This is a genomic window from Actinomycetes bacterium, assembly GCA_036000965.1.
Taxonomy (GTDB): Bacteria; Actinomycetota; CALGFH01; order CALGFH01; family CALGFH01; genus DASYUT01.
Genome location: DASYUT010000265.1, coordinates 42,013 through 60,735, shown reverse-complemented (window position 1 = coordinate 60,735; position 18,723 = coordinate 42,013). Strand labels below are relative to the sequence as shown.

At 74.0% G+C, this 18,723-nt stretch carries 14 protein-coding genes; 3 read left to right on the top strand and 11 right to left on the bottom strand.

Features of this window, described 5'->3' with window-relative positions:
* Positions 1 to 2 precede the first annotated feature (2 nt).
* From VG276_23280 to VG276_23265, 4 genes are all read right to left on the bottom strand, one after another.
* Positions 3 to 3,221 (bottom strand): HAD-IA family hydrolase, encoded by a 3,219-nt coding sequence (locus VG276_23280; GenBank protein HEV8652232.1) that lies wholly within the window; start codon positions 3,219 to 3,221, stop codon positions 3 to 5.
* Positions 3,222 to 3,476: 255 nt separating this feature from the next.
* Complete coding sequence (locus VG276_23275) at positions 3,477 to 5,711, bottom strand: protein kinase (protein ID HEV8652231.1); 2,235 nt, start codon at positions 5,709 to 5,711, stop codon at positions 3,477 to 3,479.
* Positions 5,708 to 7,579, bottom strand: a complete 1,872-nt coding sequence (locus VG276_23270; protein HEV8652230.1) for a glycosyltransferase family 39 protein — start codon at positions 7,577 to 7,579, stop codon at positions 5,708 to 5,710. Before VG276_23270 ends, VG276_23275 begins: the two co-directional genes overlap by 4 nt.
* Positions 7,580 to 7,732: 153 nt before the next feature.
* Complete coding sequence (locus tag VG276_23265; GenBank protein ID HEV8652229.1) at positions 7,733 to 8,404, bottom strand: cupin domain-containing protein; 672 nt, start codon at positions 8,402 to 8,404, stop codon at positions 7,733 to 7,735.
* A 176-nt stretch (positions 8,405 to 8,580) separates the two neighbouring features.
* Here VG276_23265 and VG276_23260 point away from each other — a divergent pair, with 176 nt between their 5' ends.
* From VG276_23260 to VG276_23250, 3 genes are read left to right on the top strand one after another with little or no spacing between them, the layout of a single operon-like run.
* Positions 8,581 to 9,915 carry an FAD-dependent oxidoreductase gene (locus VG276_23260; protein ID HEV8652228.1) on the top strand — a complete coding sequence of 445 codons (1,335 nt, stop codon included), beginning with the start codon at positions 8,581 to 8,583 and terminating at the stop codon, positions 9,913 to 9,915.
* 3 nt (positions 9,916 to 9,918) lie between these two features.
* Positions 9,919 to 10,206: a hypothetical protein gene (locus VG276_23255; GenBank protein ID HEV8652227.1), complete on the top strand. Its 288-nt coding sequence runs from the start codon at positions 9,919 to 9,921 to the stop codon at positions 10,204 to 10,206.
* A gap of 38 nt (positions 10,207 to 10,244) precedes the next feature.
* On the top strand, positions 10,245 to 10,733 hold the full coding sequence (locus VG276_23250) for an MSMEG_0572/Sll0783 family nitrogen starvation response protein (GenBank protein ID HEV8652226.1): 489 nt from the start codon (positions 10,245 to 10,247) through the stop codon (positions 10,731 to 10,733).
* Positions 10,734 to 10,735: 2 nt separating this feature from the next.
* On the opposite strand, the gene VG276_23245 is transcribed toward VG276_23250, so the two are convergent.
* From VG276_23245 to VG276_23215, 7 genes are all read right to left on the bottom strand, one after another.
* A complete protein-coding gene (locus tag VG276_23245; GenBank protein ID HEV8652225.1) occupies positions 10,736 to 11,506 on the bottom strand; it encodes a DUF2877 domain-containing protein in 771 nt (256 codons plus the stop codon).
* A 148-nt stretch (positions 11,507 to 11,654) separates the two neighbouring features.
* The gene (locus tag VG276_23240; GenBank protein HEV8652224.1) at positions 11,655 to 13,091 is read right to left on the bottom strand and encodes a DUF1116 domain-containing protein; all 1,437 of its coding nucleotides are present in this window, start codon (positions 13,089 to 13,091) and stop codon (positions 11,655 to 11,657) included.
* A gap of 83 nt (positions 13,092 to 13,174) precedes the next feature.
* Positions 13,175 to 14,674, bottom strand: coding sequence for a lyase family protein (locus tag VG276_23235; GenBank protein ID HEV8652223.1), 1,500 nt, complete (start codon positions 14,672 to 14,674; stop codon positions 13,175 to 13,177).
* Entirely contained in the window at positions 14,659 to 15,648 is a 990-nt protein-coding gene (locus tag VG276_23230; protein ID HEV8652222.1) for a pyridoxal-phosphate dependent enzyme, read from the bottom strand. Before VG276_23230 ends, VG276_23235 begins: the two co-directional genes overlap by 16 nt.
* A complete protein-coding gene (locus VG276_23225) occupies positions 15,639 to 17,015 on the bottom strand; it encodes an adenylosuccinate lyase family protein (protein HEV8652221.1) in 1,377 nt (458 codons plus the stop codon). The genes VG276_23230 and VG276_23225 overlap by 10 nt, the downstream gene beginning before the upstream one ends.
* Positions 17,000 to 17,884 carry a hypothetical protein gene (locus VG276_23220; GenBank protein HEV8652220.1) on the bottom strand — a complete coding sequence of 295 codons (885 nt, stop codon included), beginning with the start codon at positions 17,882 to 17,884 and terminating at the stop codon, positions 17,000 to 17,002. Before VG276_23220 ends, VG276_23225 begins: the two co-directional genes overlap by 16 nt.
* A complete protein-coding gene (locus VG276_23215) occupies positions 17,881 to 18,675 on the bottom strand; it encodes a phosphosulfolactate synthase (GenBank protein HEV8652219.1) in 795 nt (264 codons plus the stop codon). Before VG276_23215 ends, VG276_23220 begins: the two co-directional genes overlap by 4 nt.
* Positions 18,676 to 18,723 lie beyond the last annotated feature (48 nt).

Genomic DNA, 18,723 nt, shown 5'->3' with positions numbered 1-18,723 from the left:
GGTCACGGCCTGGGCTCCAGCTGGAAGTCCGCCTGCCGGCCGGGCTCGAGCCCGACAGCCCTGCCGCGGATGCGGAGCTTGATGGGCGGGGCTGCGGAGGGGCGCGGGCTGACCCGCATGCGGTCCTCGGCCAGCATGACCTCGATCCGGTGCCCCCGGTAGTGGACGCTGAAGTCGAGCTGCTTCACCTGCGGGGGCAGCGCCGGGTCGAAGCGGAGCACCTCCCCCTGCGCCCGCATGCCGGTCAGGCAGCGCTGCACGACGTCCACCGTGCCGGCCATCGCCCCCAAGTGGATGCCCTCGGCGGTGGTCCCGCCCTGGACGTCGGCGATGTCGCTCTCCAGCGCCCGGAGCAGGAACTGCCACGCCTGCTCCGGGTCCATGCGCGCGAGCACCCAGGCGTGCACCACGCCGCTGAGCGTGGACCCGTGCGAGGTGCGCTCGAGATAATAGGTGACGGTCCGGGCGAGCTGGTCCTGCGTCACCTCGTAGCCGAGGTTGCGCAGCAGCTCCCGCAGCTCGTCGCGGGACAGCAGGTACAGCAGCATCAGGACGTCGGCCTGCTTGGAGACCTTGTACCGGTTGGGGCTGTCGCCTTCGGCCTCGAGCACCCGGTCGAGCCGCTGGATGTCGCCGTACTTGGCCCGGTAGCCCTCCCAGTCGAACTCCTGCAGCTGCTCGTAGCCCTCGAACTGGCTGAGCACGCCGTCGGCGTGGAAGACGACCCGCATCTTGCGGGTGATGGCGCGCCAGCGGTCGAGCTCGTCCTCACCGAGCCGCAGCTCCTCGGTCACCTCCTGCCGGTAGTGCGGCGGCAGCACCTCGAGGGTCTCAAGGGCCCGGAGCAGCACCCAGACCGCCCCGACGTTGGTGTAGGTGTTGTTGCTCACGCCGGGCCGGTCGCTGTCAGGGTAGGCGTCGTGGTACTCGTCCGGTCCCATCACGCCGAGGATCTCGTAGCGGTCCAGCTCCGGGTCGTAGGTGGCGATGCTGGACCAGAACCGCGCGATCTCGAGCAGCAGCTCGGCGCCGGTGAAGCGGAGGAACTGGATGCTCCCGGTCACCATGAAGTGCTGCCAGACGTTGTACGCGATCGCGATGTTGACGTGGCGCTGCAGGTGGGAGTGGTCGGGCAGCCAGCGACCGGAGCGCGGGTTCAGGTGCAGCTCCTGGGTCTCCTCGCGCCCGTTGCTGCCGCTCTGCCACGGGAACATCGCCCCACGGTACCCGGCCTCCCGGGCCGCCGCGCGGGCCGCACCGATGCGGGCGTGGCGGTAGTTGAGCAGCGCGCCCGCCAGGATCGGTCGCTGGAAGTTCAGGAACGGGAAGATGAACAGCTCGTCCCAGAAGATGTGGCCCCGGTACGCCTCCCCGTGCCAGCCACGCGCCGGGACGCCGACGTCGAGGTGGGTCGCGTACGGCGACACGGTCTGCAGCAGGTGGAAGATGTGGAGGTGCAGGACCGTCTCGATCCACTCGTTGGCGCTGTCCAGCTGGAGGTCGAAGCGGTTCCACAGGAGGCTCCAGGCACCCCTGTGCCGGGCCAGGAGCTCGTCGAAGTCGGGCGCGCGCCGCGCCGCCTCGCGCGCGTCCAGCAGGCTCTCGGAGATCGCGCGGTCTCGGGAGGTGTAGAGGGCGACCACCTTCTCGACCGTGGCTGGCCGGCCCTGCTCCAGGTTGAGCGTGAGCGCGTGGCCGACGAACCCGGGCTCGGCGACCAGGCGCCGGTCGGCTGCGCGCCGGCCGTCCAGCAGGAGCCTGGTGCGGGCCGTGAGCGCCACCCGGATGTGGGACTGGTTGGTCTCCACCTGCAGCTCGACCGTGTCGGGGTCCACCTCGCCCGCGTGGAGCACGTCCAGGTGGCGGCCGTTCAGGTCGCGGTAGCGCTTCACCCCGGCGTTCACGACCCGGCCGTCCAGTCCCGAGAGGACCTCCAGCGTCCCCGACCAGTTCTCGGCCGTGAAGGTGGTCTCCAGGCCGGCCAGGTGCTCGTCCTTCATGCTGACGAGCCGGCGCTGCACCATGCCCGTGCGGCGGCCATCCGGGTCCTGCCAGCGCAGGTGCCTGGTGAGCGTCCCCTCGCGCAGGTCGAGCTCGAGGCTGTGGTCCAGGACGTCGGCGCTGCGGACGTCGAACCACGGCCCGTCGGCGGCCCGGAACCTGAGAGGCAGCCAGTTCGGGACGTTGACGAGGTCCTCGTTCTCGACCGTGCGGCCGGCGATCTTGGTCTTGAGCCGGTTGTACAGGCCGGCCACGTAGGTGCCCGGATAGTTGACCCCGTCCGCTTGGGCCTCGGGCAGGGCGCCGCGGGTCACGAAGAATCCGTTGCCCAGGGCGCACAGCGTCTCGCGCAGCCCCTGACACTCCGGGTCGAAGCCGTCGTAGACGAGGGACCAGACGCTCGGCGGCCGCTCGGTATGCCGCCGCCGGCGCTCCCCGGCCGCCCGCCGCTCCTCGAGCCGGCCTTCGGCCAGGGCGTCCAGGGAGACGTCGTCGAGCGTGGTCACGACCAGGTCCGCGCCGGCCTTGGCCAGCAGCTCCTCGTCGCCGAGGCGGGCCACGCCGAGGGCCGCCATCGTGGCCGCCTTGGCCGCCTGGATCCCGCTGGATGCATCCTCGACCACGAAACAGGTGCTCGGGCGGACGCCCAGCTCCTCGGCCGCGGTCAAGAAGATCGTCGGGTCCGGCTTGCCGCGCGGGAAGTCGCGTCCGGAGATGTCGGCGTCGAACAGGTCGAGCAGGGTGAGCCCGGGCCGGATGAACTGGTAGTCCAGCCGCTGCTCGGCGGCGAAGGTGTCCAGGCGGATCCTTTGCAGGAACAGGTTGGCGTTCTTGGACGACGACGCGGCTGCGGTCGCGATTCCGAGGTCCTTGACGGCCAGGATGAACCGGAGCGCGTCGGCGAACGCCACGAACTCGCCTGCCTCGATCAGCTCGACCACGCGCTCCTGCTTGCCGGCCGCGTACTGCTCGGCCCGGCGGTCGACGTCGGGCACCCCGAAGTACTCCAGGGCGGCGCGGGCGCCGGCCATCCGGGGCATGCCGGCCATCACCTGCTGGTACACCGTGGGGGTGAAGCGTTCAGGGGTGTAGGCCGTCTGGTCGCGGATGTCGCGCCAGTCGCCGTCCATCAGCTGCCTGAGCGCCTCGCGCCAGGCCAGCTCGTGTGGCGAGTCGACCAGGACGCCGTCCACGTCGAAGATCGCACCTTGGTACGCCATGACCGTCACCACCTGGTCGTTCCTCCCGTAGGGGGTCAGTGCGCCACCACCCGGTCGTTGCTCTCGTGAGGCCAGTCCGCCACCCCCGGTCGTTGCGCTCGTGAGGCCAGTGCGCCACCACCGCCGGGACCCGGATCTCGACGGGCTCTCCGTTCCTCACGCCGCGGGCTTTCCGTCCTCACGCCGATGGTATCGCCGCTGTTGACGGTGAGCTGACGGGGGTGTCAATGCCCATCAGGACCTCCCGGTGGGCGGTCACCGGAACGACTCGGTCCGCGGGCTGCCCCAGAAGCCGAGTCCGTAGCCCCCGACCACGTAGACCACGTCGCCGATCACGGCGGCGCCGAGCCCAGCCCGGGGCGCCGGCAACGGCGGCAGCTGCCCTTCGCGATCCTGCCGGCCGAGGCATTCCACCCGCCCGGAGTACCCGCTCGCGAGCTGTCCACCGAGAAGGCAGACGCCCGTGCCCGGCCACCACACGGCGCTCGGGCCATGCACGGGGGTCACCTGCTGCGGGGCCGGGTGCACGCGGCCGCTCTTCACGACGTCGACCGTGCCAAGGTTCTGGTGGCCGGCAAGGCTGGGGTCGCGGCCAGCCAGGAACCAGACGTTGCCGCGGCCGTCTGTGCCGGCAGCGAGCTGCTCGCGAGGCCGTTGCAGCCTGCCGATCGGCCTCCAGGTCCCTTCCCTCATGGCCCACACGTCGTCAGCGGCCTTGTGGTCACGCCGCACGCCGCCCCCGAACACGAGCTGGGACCCGTCCCAGGCAGCGGCGCCAGCGCCTCGCGGCGAGGGCAACGGCGTGTCCTCGACCCACCTGCCGCCAGCCGCGTCGAGGCGGAGGACTGTCGCGGTGGAGCCGTCCGACACCAGGCCACCGACCAGGAGCAGCGCCGTCCCGGTGGACACGAGCGGGGCGAAGCTCGTCGGCCGCGGCAGGCTGGGGCCGGCGCTCCAGCGCCTGGCCTTCGGGTCGTACACCTGCACGTCACGTACCGGTTGCGGCTGGTTGTCGCGCGTGGTGATGCCGCCGGCGACCCACAGCCGCCCCTGGAAGGCGGTGACCCCGGCGGCCGCCACGGGGATGGGCAAGTCGGCGAGCCGGTGCCACCGGGGTGCCGTCACCCTGCCCACGATGTCTCGCCAGCCCGGGACGACGAGCGCCGCCAGGACCACCGCGAGGCCGGCGACGAACGCGAGCAGCCTCCGCGGCCACCCACGGTGTCTTCGCCCCAGGCGCGGCGTCCATTGTGGCTGGGTCCACTCCACCCGCTCCCGGTCCGCGCCCCGCTCCCGGTCCGCGCCGGCCGGGGCGGCAGTCGCAGCCGGGGGGGTCGCCTGGTTCGCCGCGTCGCCGGCCGCGGGCGCGGACCCGGCCGCTGCGGGTGCGCGCGCGGGGTCGGCCGCGCTGGCCGCGGGCGCTGCGGGTGCGCGCGCGGGGCTGGCCGCGGAGGACGCGGGTGCGGCGGGCGCGTGCGCGGGGTCGGCCGCGGCGGACGCGGGTGCGGCGGGCGCGTGCACGGGGTCGGCCGCGGCGGGTGCGGGCGGGGGGCCGACAGGCGTGCGCGGAGCCGGCCGCTGCGGTGCCGCGCTCGGGCTGGCCGTCGCGGCGGCACTGCGACCGACCTCGCTCCAGGTGTGCTCCAGCACCTGCCGGACGACCGCGCGCGGGTCGCCAGCGGCGGTACCGCCGGTCAGGGCTTCGAACAGGTCCCGGGCCACCGGGCGGGCCTTCGGCTCCTTCCGCATCGCGGCCGCGACCAGCTCGCGCAGGGGGCCGGGCATGCTGTCGAGCCGGGGCTCCTCGTGGACGACCCGGTGCGACACGTCCCCCAGCGGGCCTGAGCCGAAGGGCGGCCGTCCCGTCGCGGCGAAGGCGATGACCCCGCCCCAGGCGAAGACGTCGGCGGCGGCCGTCACCTGCCTCCCAAGCACCTGCTCAGGGGCGAGGAAGCCGGGCGTGGCGGCCAGCTCGGTGCGGCCGAGGGCGACTGCGGACTGGAACGCCTTGGCGATCGCGACGTCGACAACCCAGGGACCCTGCGGGGAGAGCAGCACGTTCGTAGGCTTGAGGTCGTGGTGCACCACGTCAGCGGCGTGCATCGCCATCAGCGCCGCGGCTGTGGCAACCGCGAGCCCGTCGAGGGCCGTGGTGGCGAGCGGCCCGTTCTCGTCGACGAAGGCCTGCAGGCTGGGGCCGTCCACGTACTCGGTGACAAGGTAGGGAGGGTCGGCGTCGAGCTGGATCTCCAGGACCGGGGCGGTACAGAGCCGCCCCACCTGGCGGGCGGCGTGGGCCGCAAGGCGCAACCAGGCGCGAAACTCGTCGTCCCGCGCCCAGTCGGGGCGGATCGTCCTGAGGGCGACGAGCCTACCGTCCTCCGCCTGGCCAAGGTAGACGGTGCCCTTCGTGCCGTGGCCGAGCCGTTCGAGCACGACGTACGGGCCGACCCGCGAAGGGTCGCCGGGCCGTGGCGACGCGGCGGTCACGGCCGCCGCCCCTGGTGGGCCGGCCACATGAGGTCGTGGACGGGGCATCTCGGCGGGGCGAGGTCGCCGCGCGGCGGGCCAGACCCGTCGACGTCGTAGACGAGGATCGAGCGCCCGACCTCGGCGACGGGCCGGTAGCCGAGCCGGAGGAAGTCGAACTTCGCCCCGTAGATGCTGTTCAGCGCCGTGACCGACGCGACCACCACCCCGCGGACTTCGCCCGGTGGGATCGTGCACAGGTCACGCGCCCGGATGCCGTACTCGGCGGGTGGGACGCTGCTGGACCAGAGCAGCGAGACCCGGCCGTCCAGGTGGTGCTCCCGCAGGTAGCGGCCCAGCCGCGCGGCGTCCTGGCCCCAGTCGACGTTCGAGTCGCTCAACAGGGCGTGGGCGTGCGCCGGTCCCCCGAACACCTCGTTGACATAGGACAGGTAGAACGGGTGGGCACGCCAGGTGCTCACGGCTGTGGCGAGCAGGAGCACGAGCACGGCCATCGTCCAGGCCCTGCGTCCGGTGGCCGCCACCGTCCCCGTCGCGACCGCGAGGACCAGCGGGACGAGCAGGATGTGGCGGTAGCCGATGTTGGTGTTCGACTGCATGCCGACCCCCAGGACCCACGCGGCTGGGAGGAGCACGAACAGCACCAGGTCCCGGCGCCGGGGCGAGCGTAGCGCCACGAGTGCGCTGAGCGCCCAGAGCGCGATCGTACCGAGCGGGTTCTTGACTGCGAGGAGCGCGGGGTAGTAGACGGGCAGCCCGCCGTCGTAGTGCCGGCCGAACAGGAACGCGGGGCGCCTGCTCTTGTCGGCGATGATCTGGAACTCGACGCCCGCCCGGTACGGCTTGGGGACGGGGAGCAGCCGGGCGGTGGACGCCAGGACCCCGGGGGCCTGCGGCTGCTCGACGGAGAAGCGCAGGCCCGGGTCCACGGCCAGGTACACGCCCCAGACGATCGCGAGGCCAGCCGCGACCACAAGGGCGGCCGCGAGCGCACCACGCGCCAGCCGCCGTAGCCAGGGCCGCGATGCGCGGGTGCCGACGAGGAAAGCGAGCAGCACCACGACCGGCGCGAGCACCAGCGCCGAGTACTTGGACGCGAGCGCCAGGCCGTAGGCTGCGCCGCCCGCCACCAGCAGCCCCCACGGCGACGGCGCTCGCGAGGCCCTCGCCAAGAGCCAAAGGGTGAGGAGCAGGAAGCCGGCGACCGGGACGTCGGTCGTCACCAGCCGCCCGTGGGCCACCAGGTTGGGGTCGAGTGTCACCACCGCCAACGGGACCAGCGCCGCCCACGCGCCAAACAGGTCGCGTGCGAACGCGTACACCACCAGCGCGAAGGCGAGCGTGAGCAGCATCATGGGCAGGCGCGCGAGCCATAGCACCCCGCCGGGGCCGGCGCCGTTGTCGAACAGGATCCGCCGCCCGAGCTCCCACTGGTCCCCGGCGCCGAACTCCGCGGTCGACGGCAGCCTCACGCCGCTGTGGGCGACCGGCAGGGCGGCGAGGATCTTGGCCAGGGGCGGATGCTCGTAGTTCAGCCGCAGGTCGTGCTGGTTCGTGTACGCGATACCGGCCGCGAGGCCCGCAGGCTCGTCATAGGTCGCCGTGTCGCCCCGGCTGGACAGCGACATGGCAACCGCCATCTGGCCGAGCAGGAAGACGACGATGGCGGTCGCCGCGATGGGCGACCGCAGCGCGATGCGATCGGGAGCCCACGTCCCCCCGGCCGTTCCCTTGTCATGCTCGGGGGTCATTTCCCTGGTCGGCAACTCCAAGACGACCTGGCCTCGTTCCCGTTGACGCGCCTCGTTCCCGTTGCATGCCTCGGCCTCGATCAGCTCCCTGACGACTTGGCGTCGTTCCCGTCGCATGCCTCGGCCTCGATCAGCTCCCTGAGCGATACGTCGAGGTGGTGGCTCATCGCGCGCTTACCATCGCATCAGGCGTCATGTGCGACAAGGGAGCCGGGCGGGCCGCCACGAGTGGGCGGTCATGGTCTGGCGGGCGCCGTCTCACCGCCGTGGCTACATGGGGCGCAGCGCCATCCAGACGGCGCGGGCCTCCTGCTGCCGCGGGTTGCGCCAGCGGTGCGGGCGGTCGGTGCGAAAGTGCAGGGAGTCGCCCGCGGAGAGCCGGTAGGTCTCGCCGTCGACCTCGAGCTCGAGCGCACCCTCGAGCAGGAAGACGAGCTCCTCGCCGGGGTGCTCCATCGGCTTCTCGCCGCTGTCGGCCAGGGGCTGGACCCTGGCCGCGGCCCCGGCCATGAAGAACCGGCCGTACGGGCCGGTGATGCTGCGCAGCTCGAGCCCTGCCTTGGAGGTGAAGACCGGCTTGCGCTCGCCGGCGGGAATGAAGACCACCGGGCCGTCGGCGGTCGTGTCCTCCTCCACGAAGTACGACAGGGGCCGGTTGAGGGCGACGGCGAGCTTCATGAGCGTCGTGATGGTCGGGACCATCCCGTTGCGCTCGATCTTGTGGATGGCGGCGGCGGAGATGTCGGACCGCTCGCCGAGCTGCTGGAGCGACAGGCCCTTGAGCTGGCGGAGATGGCGGACCTTCGGCCCGATCGACTCGATGATCTGGCCGAGCTGGTCGTCCCGCCCGGCCGACGCCGACCTGCGCGCCCTGACGGCGGCCCGCGCGGCTCCACGGGCCCGGCCCGGCTTCGGCGAGGCGGCTGCTCCGTCGGCGCTCACCCGCACGTCTTCTCCACCCAAGGCTACCTCGCTCCTTGACGCTCTGGATGCACCGAGTAGTATAGGCGATGCTGCGTTCATCATGGTGAATTAGCTGTCGCACGTGTGCCAACTGTCGCACATGTACCAACTGTCGAATGTACCAGCTGCCGAAATGGTGACCCCTGGGGGCGAGGATGGCGCCGCAGATCGTCATCGTGGGGGGTGGCGCCGCGGGCATCGGAGCTGCCGGCAGCGCCAAGCAGGTCGACCCGGATGCGCGGGTGACCGTCTACACCGAGTACGAGGACGCCGCCTACAGCCCCTGCGGCATCCCCTACGTCCACGGCCGCGAGATCGCCGACTTCGAGTCCCTGTTCCTGCAGGGCAAGGAGGCCTACGAGCGGGCCGGCATCGACATCCACTACGAGACCCGGGTGACCGCCCTCGCCCTCGAGCAGAGACGGGTCGCCGTCGAGGGCGAGGGCGACGTCCCCTTCGATCGCCTGGTGCTGGCCACCGGCTTCGACTACGCCGACCCGGGCGTCCCAGGGTCGGACCTCGAGGGCCTGTACTACGTCAAGAACATCCGCCAGGCCATGGAATGGGACCGGGTCCTCGACGACGTGCGGGTCGCGGTCGTGGTCGAGGCGTCGCCGCTCGGCCTCGAGATGGTCACCGCTCTGGCCCATCGCGGCATCGAGACCCACCTGGTCGACCCGCGTCCGTGGCCGCTGGCCGAGGCGGCCGACCCCGACATCATGCGGCCGGTCGAGGAGTCGTGGGCCGAGCTCGGCGCGAAGACGCACTTCAACACCCGGGTGACGGCGTTCGTGGGCGACCGGAGGGTGCGCGCGGTGGCCACCTCCGAGGGCGAGCTGCCAGCCGAGGTCGTGGTGGTGTGCACCCACAAGCAGCCCAACAACACCCTCGCCCGCCGGGCCGGCGTCCAGATCGGCTCCACCGGTGGGGTCGTGGTCGACGAGCGCATGGCCACGTCGGTGGAGGGCGTGTTCGCGGCCGGCGACTGCGTGGAGCTGCCCCACGGGATCACCAACATCCCGATCCAGGGGCTGTCCGGCAGCCACGCGTACGCCCAGGGCAAGGTGGCCGGGTCCGGCGCCGCCGGTGGGACCCGGACCTACCAGCCGGTCTACGTGCCCTGGGGGATGGTGGCCGGCAAGTGGATGATCGGCGGCGCCTCGTTCGGGGAGACGACCGCGACCGCGCTCGGCATCCCGTTCGTCATGGGCGTGGCCGAGGGCATCTCCCGGGCCCGCTACTACCCGGGGGTGAAGAAGCTCCGGGTGAAGCTGCTGGCCTCGCCGGGCAGCCTGCGGCTGATCGGCGCCCAGCTGGTCGGCCAGGAGGGGATCAAGGAGCGGGCCGACTTCCTGGCCATGGCCATCAAGACCGGGGTGACCCTCGAGGACCTGGCCTGGATGGAGAACGTCTACTCGCCGCCCATCGGGGCGCTGAACGAGCCGATCGCCCTGGCCGCCCAGAACGGCCTGGCGTCAATCAGGAGGTGATGGGTGAGCTTCTCGCAGTGGCTGCGCGCCAACGCCGAGCGCTACCTGCTCGAGCGCGCGCAGGCCGACCTGGCCCGGCGGTACCTGGACCGCCCGGGGCCGGTGCAGGAAGCGGGTCTGGGCCCCTTCTTCTGGCGGCGCGTGTTCGTACCCGTCTACCGGCGCCTTCCATGGGGGCTGCGGCGGTCCGTCATCCAGGTACTCCCCGGCAGCCATCGTCGCCGCTGGCAGGCCTCGCGCGCTTCAGGCGGGGTGGCCCGGCGGCCGGTCCGCCGCCAGCCCACCGCCTAGCCAGAGCATCCCGACCCCGAGCAGGAGGAGCGGACACCATGCCAAAGACCGTCGACACGCCACGGGCCGAGGAGGGGGCCTACCTCTACAACACCGAGGAGAAGGTGTTCGAGGACATCCAGGCGAACCCGGGCGAGAAGGCCTTCGTGTTCATGCACACCGTTCCCTACGAGGGCTCGGTCGGCCTGGTGAACCTCCTCACCGCCACCCGCCTGGTCCGCAAGGGCTTCGACGTCCACGTCGTCCTCTACGGGCCGGGCGTCCTGATGGCGTCGGCCACCCGTGGCTACCCGTCGGTGGGCAAGGAAGGCTTCCCCGGCAACCTGGCCATCAACAACCAGATCAAGACCCTCCTCAAGGAGGGCGCCCACGTCTACGCCTGCCGCTTCGCCATGGGAGCCCTGTACGGGTTCCGGGAGGACGACCTGATCGAAGGGGTGAAGGCGTTCAACCCGCTCGACGTGCTGGACTCGGCGCTGGCCGCCTGGCGGGCCGGGGCCTTCCAGCTCAACACCTGGACGGTCTGAGCCTACCCAGCGCCGGCCGGCAGGACGGCCAGCAGCCCGAAGCAGAAGTCGGCGCCCGACGAGGCGCCGACTTCTGCGAGGGCCCTGGCCGCCGTCACCGCCGTCCCGGGGTCCCGCCGCGCGGCGGCCCCGAGGAGCTGGTGCACCGGGTCGATGGACTGCCCGGCGGCGGCGCAGCCAAGGAACGCCAGGCTCAACGCGCTGGTCCTGGCGGCCCTGAGCGCCGACCGGAGCCGGGCCTCGGCGCCAGGGCCGTCGAGCGCCCGCCGGGCCAGCAGCATGCCGGCCAGGGCGTCGTCGCCCGCCGGGGTGAGCCCGGGCCCGAGGCCGGCAAGCAGCCCGACCGCCCCGGCCAGGTCTTCCGCGCGCAGGCGCTCGAGCGCGTGCAGGGCCGGCTCCCGGTACGGGTGGGCGAGCAGGGCCGAACCGGCCGCCGTCCCCGACGCCGCCTCGATCACCAGCCCGGCGCTGCGGCGCACCTCAACGGGGCTTGGCAGCGGCCCGGCCCACGTCCGGACGCCGTGCAGCTCGACGCAGGCCGGGCCCACCAGGAGCCGGTTCCCCGACCGGGTCACCGGCGCTCCCGGCCGTGCCGCCAGCGGCGCGTCGAGGACCATGTGCAGCGGTCCTGGGGGCACGGCCGGGGCGGTCAGGGCCAGGAGCCCTCCCGGCATCCGGACGTAGGTCGCCTTCGGGAACCAGGCCACGACCACCCCGTCCCCCCGGGGAGCCAGGGCGCGGGCCGCCGCCGCGCCGGCCAGGAGGGCCCTCACCGGCGCACCCGCCTCCCCACGTGCGGCTCCTGGTACGCCCAGCCTGCGCAGCGGCGCACCTCCCTCCCAGGTGCGGCTCCCGGTGCGCCTGCGGTGCGGCCTGGCGCGCCCACCAGCCGGGCCAGGGCTCCCGGTGCGCCCGCCCTGGTCACCGCAGCCGCTCGTCGAGGGCGAGCAGCGCCCGGCGGAAGCACTCGATCGGCGCCTCCGCGATCCCGGCGCCGACCTGGCCGGTCCCTGCGGTGGCGTGGAGGATGCCGGTGTTGATCGACGGGGTGATCTCGAGCTCCACCGCCTTGCGCACGTCCACGCCGATCGGGGCGCCACGGAAGTCGAGCAGCGGGAGCTTGAAGCGGCTGCTCCGGCCGGCGCAGACATGGTCCGCAGCCTCGGTGGCCGCCGCCGCGTCGGCCATCGTCCCGCCCAGGAAGGCGGCCACCGCCGGGGACGCGGCCGCCGCCGGCCCGCCCAGCCCGACCAGCTCGAGGACCGCGCTGTCGCCGATGTCGGGCGCGCTCACCTCCGGGCCGAACCCCGGGTAGTAGAGCGCCCGGCCGACCGGCGGGGCGGGGGCGACGAACCAGGCGTCGCCGTCGGTGCCGGCCAGCCGGATGCCGAACGTGGTGCCGTTGCGGGCCATCCCCACCACCACGCTCGAGTCCGCGACCTGGCCGGCCCAGTCGGCGACCGCCTTGGCCGCGGCCATGGCCAGGTTCAGGAAGAACAGGTGGTTGCCTGACAGGAACCGGGCCACCTCGACCAGGAGCGGGGAGTCGACCGCCACGAGCTGCGGGAGCAGGTGGCGCAGGAGCAGGTTCGTGGTCGCCTGCGTCCGCATGTGGACGTCGTCGCCCATCTGTAGGCCCTGGGCGACCAGCGGGAACAGCTCGACCGGCCCGGTCCCGGCGATCGTGGCGCCCAGCACCGGGGCGGCGACGTCGCGCAGCCAGACCAGCCGCTCGACCGCCGCTGGAGCGTCCATCCCGAACCAGGCCGTCGCGCCCGGCCCCTGGTTGAGCCCGGAGAACGCGCGGTTCCCGCCCTGGTGGTTCTCGACCACGAACACGGGAGCGGAGGGGCCGAGGGTGGTCGCCATCGGCACGACCGCGGCGTGATGGTTGGCCGGCTCGAGCCGCACGCGTCCCGTGGCCACCAGCCGCTCGGCATCCTCCGGCGAGGACGCCCATCCCTCGGCCAGCACCGAGGCCCGGACCGAGCGGCGCAGCGGGTCGCAGAAGTCCTCCCAGTCCAGGGGAGGGCCGCAGTGCAGGACGGTCCGGGCGTCCACCCCCGGGACCACCTCGGCGGCCGGGGCGATCCCGGTCAGGGCCGGCGTCCCCTCGTCGAGCCGGCGGACCACCTCGCGGTTGGCCGTCTCCACCCGGCCCGAGAGGGGCCCGCAGAGCCGCTCCAGGGCGGCGACCAGCTCCGGGTGGCCGCCGGCGGGGATGCGCCAGTCGACGTCGACCGCGGCCGCCCCCTGGGCCCGGACCGCGTCGCCGAACACCGGCAGGCCGAGGTTGACGACCCGCACCTCGCCGGGGAGCAGGACTGGATCGCGCCGGGGCGGGGGGTTAGCGTTCACGGTGATGGAGGTGACGGCCCGCTGGGAAGGGGCGTACCGGCTGCGCGGGCAGCCGGAGCTCGAGTTCGTCGTGGCGGACCCGCCTAGCCACGAGCCACCTCCCGCGCCTGGTTGAGCAGGGCTTCCTCGGCCAGGCGGAAGCGCTCGGCGTGCCCGGCGGCCACGGCGAGGAGCCGGTCGGCGGCCTCGGTGCAGGAGCGGGCCATGCCCCGCACGACCTCCGGTGCGGCGCCGCCGGGGGCCAGCCGGGTCAGCACGATCGCCCGCGGGTCGAGGACCTCGGCGAGGTCCCGACCGGTGAGCCCGAGCGGCCGGCCGATCTGCTCGCGCGCCGCCGCGTCGAGCAGCTCGCCGGTCAGGTCGATCCCGCGCAGCCCCTGCCGGCTGGCCTGGCGGACCGCCCTGCCGACCACCAGGTAGGCTGTGCGGTAGTCGACCCCGCACGCCTGCATGACGAACTCGGCCAGGTCGGTGGCCTGGCAGAAGCCGGACAGGAGCACCTCCCGCATCCGCTCGCGGTTCACGGTGAGGCTCGCCACCACGCCGGTCGTCAGGCGGGTGATCCTGCCGGCCAGCTCGAGGGAGCGCGGCACCTCCCCGTAGGCGAAGATCAGGTTGTCGCTGCGTGCCGACGGCGTCTTGACCACAGCCAGGAACCCGGAGAGGCGCCCGATGAGGATCCCGGCCGCGCCCCGGACGATGGACAGCGCGTACGGGTTGCGCTTCTGCGGCATGAGCACGCTGGCCCGGGTGTAGGGGCCGGCCAGGTCGACGAAGTCGAACTCCTGGCTGTCCCAGATCTCGAGGTCCTCGGCCAGCTTGCTCTGGTTGGTGACGAGGCTGGCCGACGTGGCCAGGAAGTCGACGAGGCCGTCGGTCTGCCACATCGCGTCGCGGGTGTGCTCGATGACGGCGGGGAAGCCGAGCAGGTCGGCCGGCCGGGTCCGGTCGGCCAGCAGCCGGCTGCCGTTGACGCAGCCCGCGCCGGCCGGGCTGCGGTCGACCCAGTCGAGTCCCTGCAGCAGGCGCTCGGCGTCGCGCAGGGCGGGGTAGGCGAAGGCGAGCACGTAGTGGCCGAACGTGGACGGCTGCGCCTGCTGCAGGTAGGTCTGGTCGGGCATGAGGGTCTCGGCGTGCTCGCCGGCCTGCCCGGCCACCGCGCGGGCGAACGCGGCCGTGTCCGACACCAGCTCGGCCACGAGGACCCGCAGGAGCAGCCGGAGCGCCACCCGGCCGGCCTCGCGCCGGGGCCGCCCGGCGTGCAGCCAGCCGGCGTCGTCGCCGAGCCGCTCGACGAAGAACCGCTCGCGGCAGTTGTAGACCTCGCCGTGGACCGGGTCGTAGGGGAACTCGGCGGCCGGCGTCTGGTGGGCGACGAGCAGGAGCCGGAGCAGCCGGCGGGCCGGCTCCTCCGGCATCACCCGGCGGGCGCGCAGGTCCAGGACGTGCGCCATGTCGGCCAGGTTCAGCCCGTGGTGGAGCAGCGGCGCGTCGGCCACCTCGAGGGCGAAGCCGGCCTCGACCAGCTCCGGGGCGGGCGCCTCCGCCGCCGGCCCCAGCCCCCTGCTCACCGGTTGCCGCACCGCCCACCTCCTCGTGTCAGGTGCGCGAGCGCACCGGGAGTCCCGCCGGTGTGCCAGAAGACGACCGGACCGCGGACGCCGTCGTGCACGAGACGGGGCAGGAGGGCGAGCGCCTTGGCCGTGAACACCGGGTCCAGCAGGAGGCCTTCGGTGTCGGCGGCCACCCGGGCGGCCCGCTCGCCTTCCGGGGAGGGGATCCCGTAGCCGGGACCGCGGGCGTCCCACACCTCGACGTGCCGGGCCTCCGCGGCCGGCTGGCCGAGGAGTGCCGCGGCGGCGCGGGCGAGCCGCAGCACCTGGTCGGCGCACTCGGCCACCGGGCGGCTGACCGACGCGCCCGCCACCCGCCAGGGGTGGCCCCCGGCCACCGTGCCGGCGACCAGGCCGGCCTGGGTGCTGCCGGAGCCGGCGGCGACCAGGACCAGCTCTGGCGCGACCCGCTCGGCGTCGAGCTGGGCGGCGAGCTCGGTGGCGGCCAGGGCGTAGCCGGCCGCGCCGACACCGCTGGACCCGCCGCGGGGGACCAGGTACGGCCGGCGTCCCTCGGCCTCGAGCTCGGCCGCCGCCTCGTCCAGGACCGGGTCGACGGACTCGCGCTCCGGGCGGCCGGTGAAGCGGATCTCGGCCCCGGAGGCGCGGGCGAGCGCGAGGTTGGGATGGGGCGAGGCCGGCTCGGCGCCGTACATGACCAGGACGCAGCCGAGGCCGGCGACCCGGGCCGCCAGCGCCGCCGCCTGGCAGAAGTTCGAGCCGGGGCCGGCCCCGGTGACGAGCGCGTCGCAGCCGCGGCCGACCGCGTCACCGACGAGCAGCTCGAGCTGGCGGGCCTTGTTGCCGGCGAGCGCGAACCCGGTGAGGTCGTCGCGCTTGACATACAGCGGCGGGGCGCCCAGCGCCCGCTCGAGCCGTGCCGCGCGGGCCAGCGGCGTCGGGAGCGTGGCGAGCCGGAAGCGGCCGGACGGGTTCACGGCCACCCGCCCGCCTCGCGCTGCCCGTCGGCGCGGATCCGCCGGACGACCTCGTCGGCCATGGCGGCGGCGGAGCCGGCGTCGGGGGCGGCCAGGAGCGGCCGCAGGGCGTCGGGGTCGAGGTGCGGCCGCAGCGCCGCGCTCGCCAGCAGGGCGTCCCCGAGCGGCTGGCCCAGGGCCGACCCCGCCCGCAGCGCCTCCTGGAGCAGGGCCTGGGCCCGGTGCTTGCCGACCGTGGGCGCCAGCATGGCCAGGACCTGCTCGGAAGCGAGGTAGCCACGCCCGGCGGCCAGGTTGGCCGCCATCGCCCTGGTGTTCACCTCGAGCCCGGCCAGCAGCCGCTCGGCCTGCTCGAGGGCGGCGCCCGCGAGCAGGCAGGCCTCGGGGAACGCCAGCCACTCCGCCTTCCAGGCCCGCCCGTCGCGCTCGTGCTCGGCCACCATGCTCTCGGTCAGGACGCCGGACTGGGCCCTGACCAGGCGGGCGAGGGTGGCCAGGTGCTCGGCGCCTTCCGGGTTGCGCTTGTGGGGCATGGTGATGCTCCCGACCGCCTCGTGCCCGGCCGGCTCGCGCAGCTCGCCGATCTCGGGCCGCTGCAGCTCGTACACCTCGGTCCCGATCCGGGCCAGGGTGGCCGTGACCATGGCCAGGAGGTGGCCGAACTCGGCCAGGCGGTCGCGGGAGGTGAGCCAGGAGATGCCCGGGTCGGCGAGCCCCAGGCGGGCGCAGAAGCGGGCCCGCAGGGCGAGCCCCTGGTCGCCGAAGAACGCCACCGTCCCCACCGCGCCGGCGAGCTGGCCGACCAGCCAGCGGGACGCGCCCTCGCGCAGGCGGGCGACGTGCCGGTGGACCTCGTCGGCCCAGGAGGCGGCCTTGAACCCGAACGTGACCGCGGCGCCCGGCTGCCCGTGCGTGCGCCCGGCCATGACCGTGTCGCGGTGCCGCTCCGCCAGGTCGACCAGGTGGGCCCGGATCCGGCGCAGGTCGCGCCAGGCGACCGCGCCGACCCTGCGTACCGCGAGCGCCGTCCAGGTGTCGGTGACGTCCTGGACGGTCGCGCCGTAGTAGACGTACTCGTGCGCCTCGGGTGGCAGCACGCGCTCCAGGCCGCGGATGATCCCGAGCGTGGAGTGCGAGGTCCGCCGGGTCTCGGCGGCCACGAACGCCAGGTCGAGCCGGTCCACCGACGCCGACCTGGCGACGGCCGCGGCGGCCTCGGCCGGGATGATGCCAAGCTCGGCCTGGGCCTGGGCCAGGGCGGCCAGGATGTCGAGCCAGGACTGCAGGCGGGCGCGCTCCTCGAACACCGCGCGCAGCTCGCCGGTCCCCCACAGGTGGGCGTACAGCTCGGAGTCGCTCAGGCGGGCGACCATGCCGGCTCCGCCATGGCCGCGATGCGGGCCAGCCCCTCGCGCACGAGGTCGAGCGAGGCGCCCCAGGGGACGGTCACGCGGGCGCCGTCGCGCTCGACGTGCTCCTCGAGCAGGCAGCACTTGGTGAGCACGGGGGTGGTCCCGGCCGGTCCGGCCAGCCGGCGGGGGCACATGTCCACCACCTCGGCCTCCTCTCCGTAGAACCATCCGTGCAGCTCGCGGGAGCGGGTGCAGCCGAGGAGCACCCACTCCTCCCTGGCGGGCCGCTCGTCCAGGAACCTGGTCTCGGCGCCGTCGATGCGGATGCCCGAGCCCCGGCACGGGAGCAGGTAGCGCCGGGCGGGCCGCCGCCCGGCCAGCTCGGTGAGGTCGGTGAGGACCGGGAGCAGCTCGATCGGGGGGAGGTCCTCGGCCATCTCCAGCACCCGGCGCGCCTGGTCCAGCAGCTTCGGCGGCTCCGGTGGGACGACCTCGACCACGCGGACCCGGATCGGGTCGGGGTCGAGGATGAAGCTGACGTGGCGGTAGCGCCCCTGCACGACCACGCAGCGGGCGCCGGGGGCCAGCTCGCGGGCGGCCCGCGCGAGCTGGGAGGGGACGCCGGTGTCGACCTCGGGGGCGTCGACCACGGCGCACTCGCCGGGTGGGGCGAGCACCCGGACGCCGACGATCGGCGAGAGCAGCGGTACCTCGGACGCCTTGGTCACCTGGACCAGGGCCGCCTCGGGGCCCCGGCGGGCGATCACGTAGCGGGTGCGGCGGTAGGCCTCGCGGCCGAGGAAGTGGCGCCCGAGGCTCTCGGCGCTGAGGCTGCCGTCGACGCTGGCGACCGACACGTCGCGGTAGCGGCCGGGGACGAGGTTCCTCACGGCCCCGCCGCGCTCATGGCCGTGCCGCGCGAGCGCGCCAGCTCGATCGTGTCGGCCCGCAGCCCGAGGCGGAGCGTCTCCAGGCCGAGCACCTCCGGGGCCGGCACGTTGCCGAGGCTCACGTCGGAGCCGAAGCGGCGGATGAGCCAGGCCTGCTGGTGCTTTGCCGGGGCCTCGAAGAGCAGCGGGCGCAGGCCGACGGCGCCCACCACGGCGTCGACCACGTCCTCCCGTACCGAGCCGTCCGGCCGGTACAGGCCGACGGTGCCGCTCTCGCGCCCCTCGGCCACCGCCCAGGACGCCCCGGCCTCGAGGTCGCCGAGCATCTCCGCGGCCCAGCCGGAGGGCGAGACCGGGACGCTCGGGTCCTTCGCGCCGACCTCGGCCAGGACCGTGAAGCCCTCGGCGGCCTCGGCGATCAGCCGTCGCTTCTCGGCCAGCGGCATGCCGACCGCGCCGTTGGACACCTCCACGCAGGGGAAGTCGAGCCCGGAGGCCCAGGCCAGGCAGGCCTCGGCCTTGCCCTGGGCCCAGGCGACCTCGAGGAGGGTCCCGCCGACGCAGGCGCGCACGTCGTGCCGGGCCAGCAGGGCGACCTTGTCACCGACGGTCGGGTCGAGGTACGCGGTCCCCCAGCCCAGCTTCCACAGGTCGACGTGGTCGGCGAGGATGGCCAGGAGCGGCTCCATCTCGGCCAGGGGGAGGCCCTTGTCGAGCACGTGGGTGACCCCCGCCTGTCGAGGCTTGGAACTGCGGGGCGGGAGGTCGAGGAAGCCGGTGCTGGCCATCATTTCGTATAGTAAACGGGCATGTGATCTTCCTCAAGACGGTCATGGGAT

Coding starts and splice junctions, on each gene's coding strand:
- VG276_23280 (HEV8652232.1), bottom strand. CDS start 3,221: ATGGCGTACCAAGGTGCGATCTTCGACGTGGACGGCGTCCTGGTCGAC.
- VG276_23270 (HEV8652230.1), bottom strand. CDS start 7,579: ATGCGACGGGAACGACGCCAAGTCGTCAGGGAGCTGATCGAGGCCGAG.
- VG276_23260 (HEV8652228.1), top strand. CDS start 8,581: ATGGCGCCGCAGATCGTCATCGTGGGGGGTGGCGCCGCGGGCATCGGA.
- VG276_23250 (HEV8652226.1), top strand. CDS start 10,245: ATGCCAAAGACCGTCGACACGCCACGGGCCGAGGAGGGGGCCTACCTC.
- VG276_23225 (HEV8652221.1), bottom strand. CDS start 17,015: ATGGTCGCCCGCCTGAGCGACTCCGAGCTGTACGCCCACCTGTGGGGG.
- VG276_23215 (HEV8652219.1), bottom strand. CDS start 18,675: ATGATGGCCAGCACCGGCTTCCTCGACCTCCCGCCCCGCAGTTCCAAG.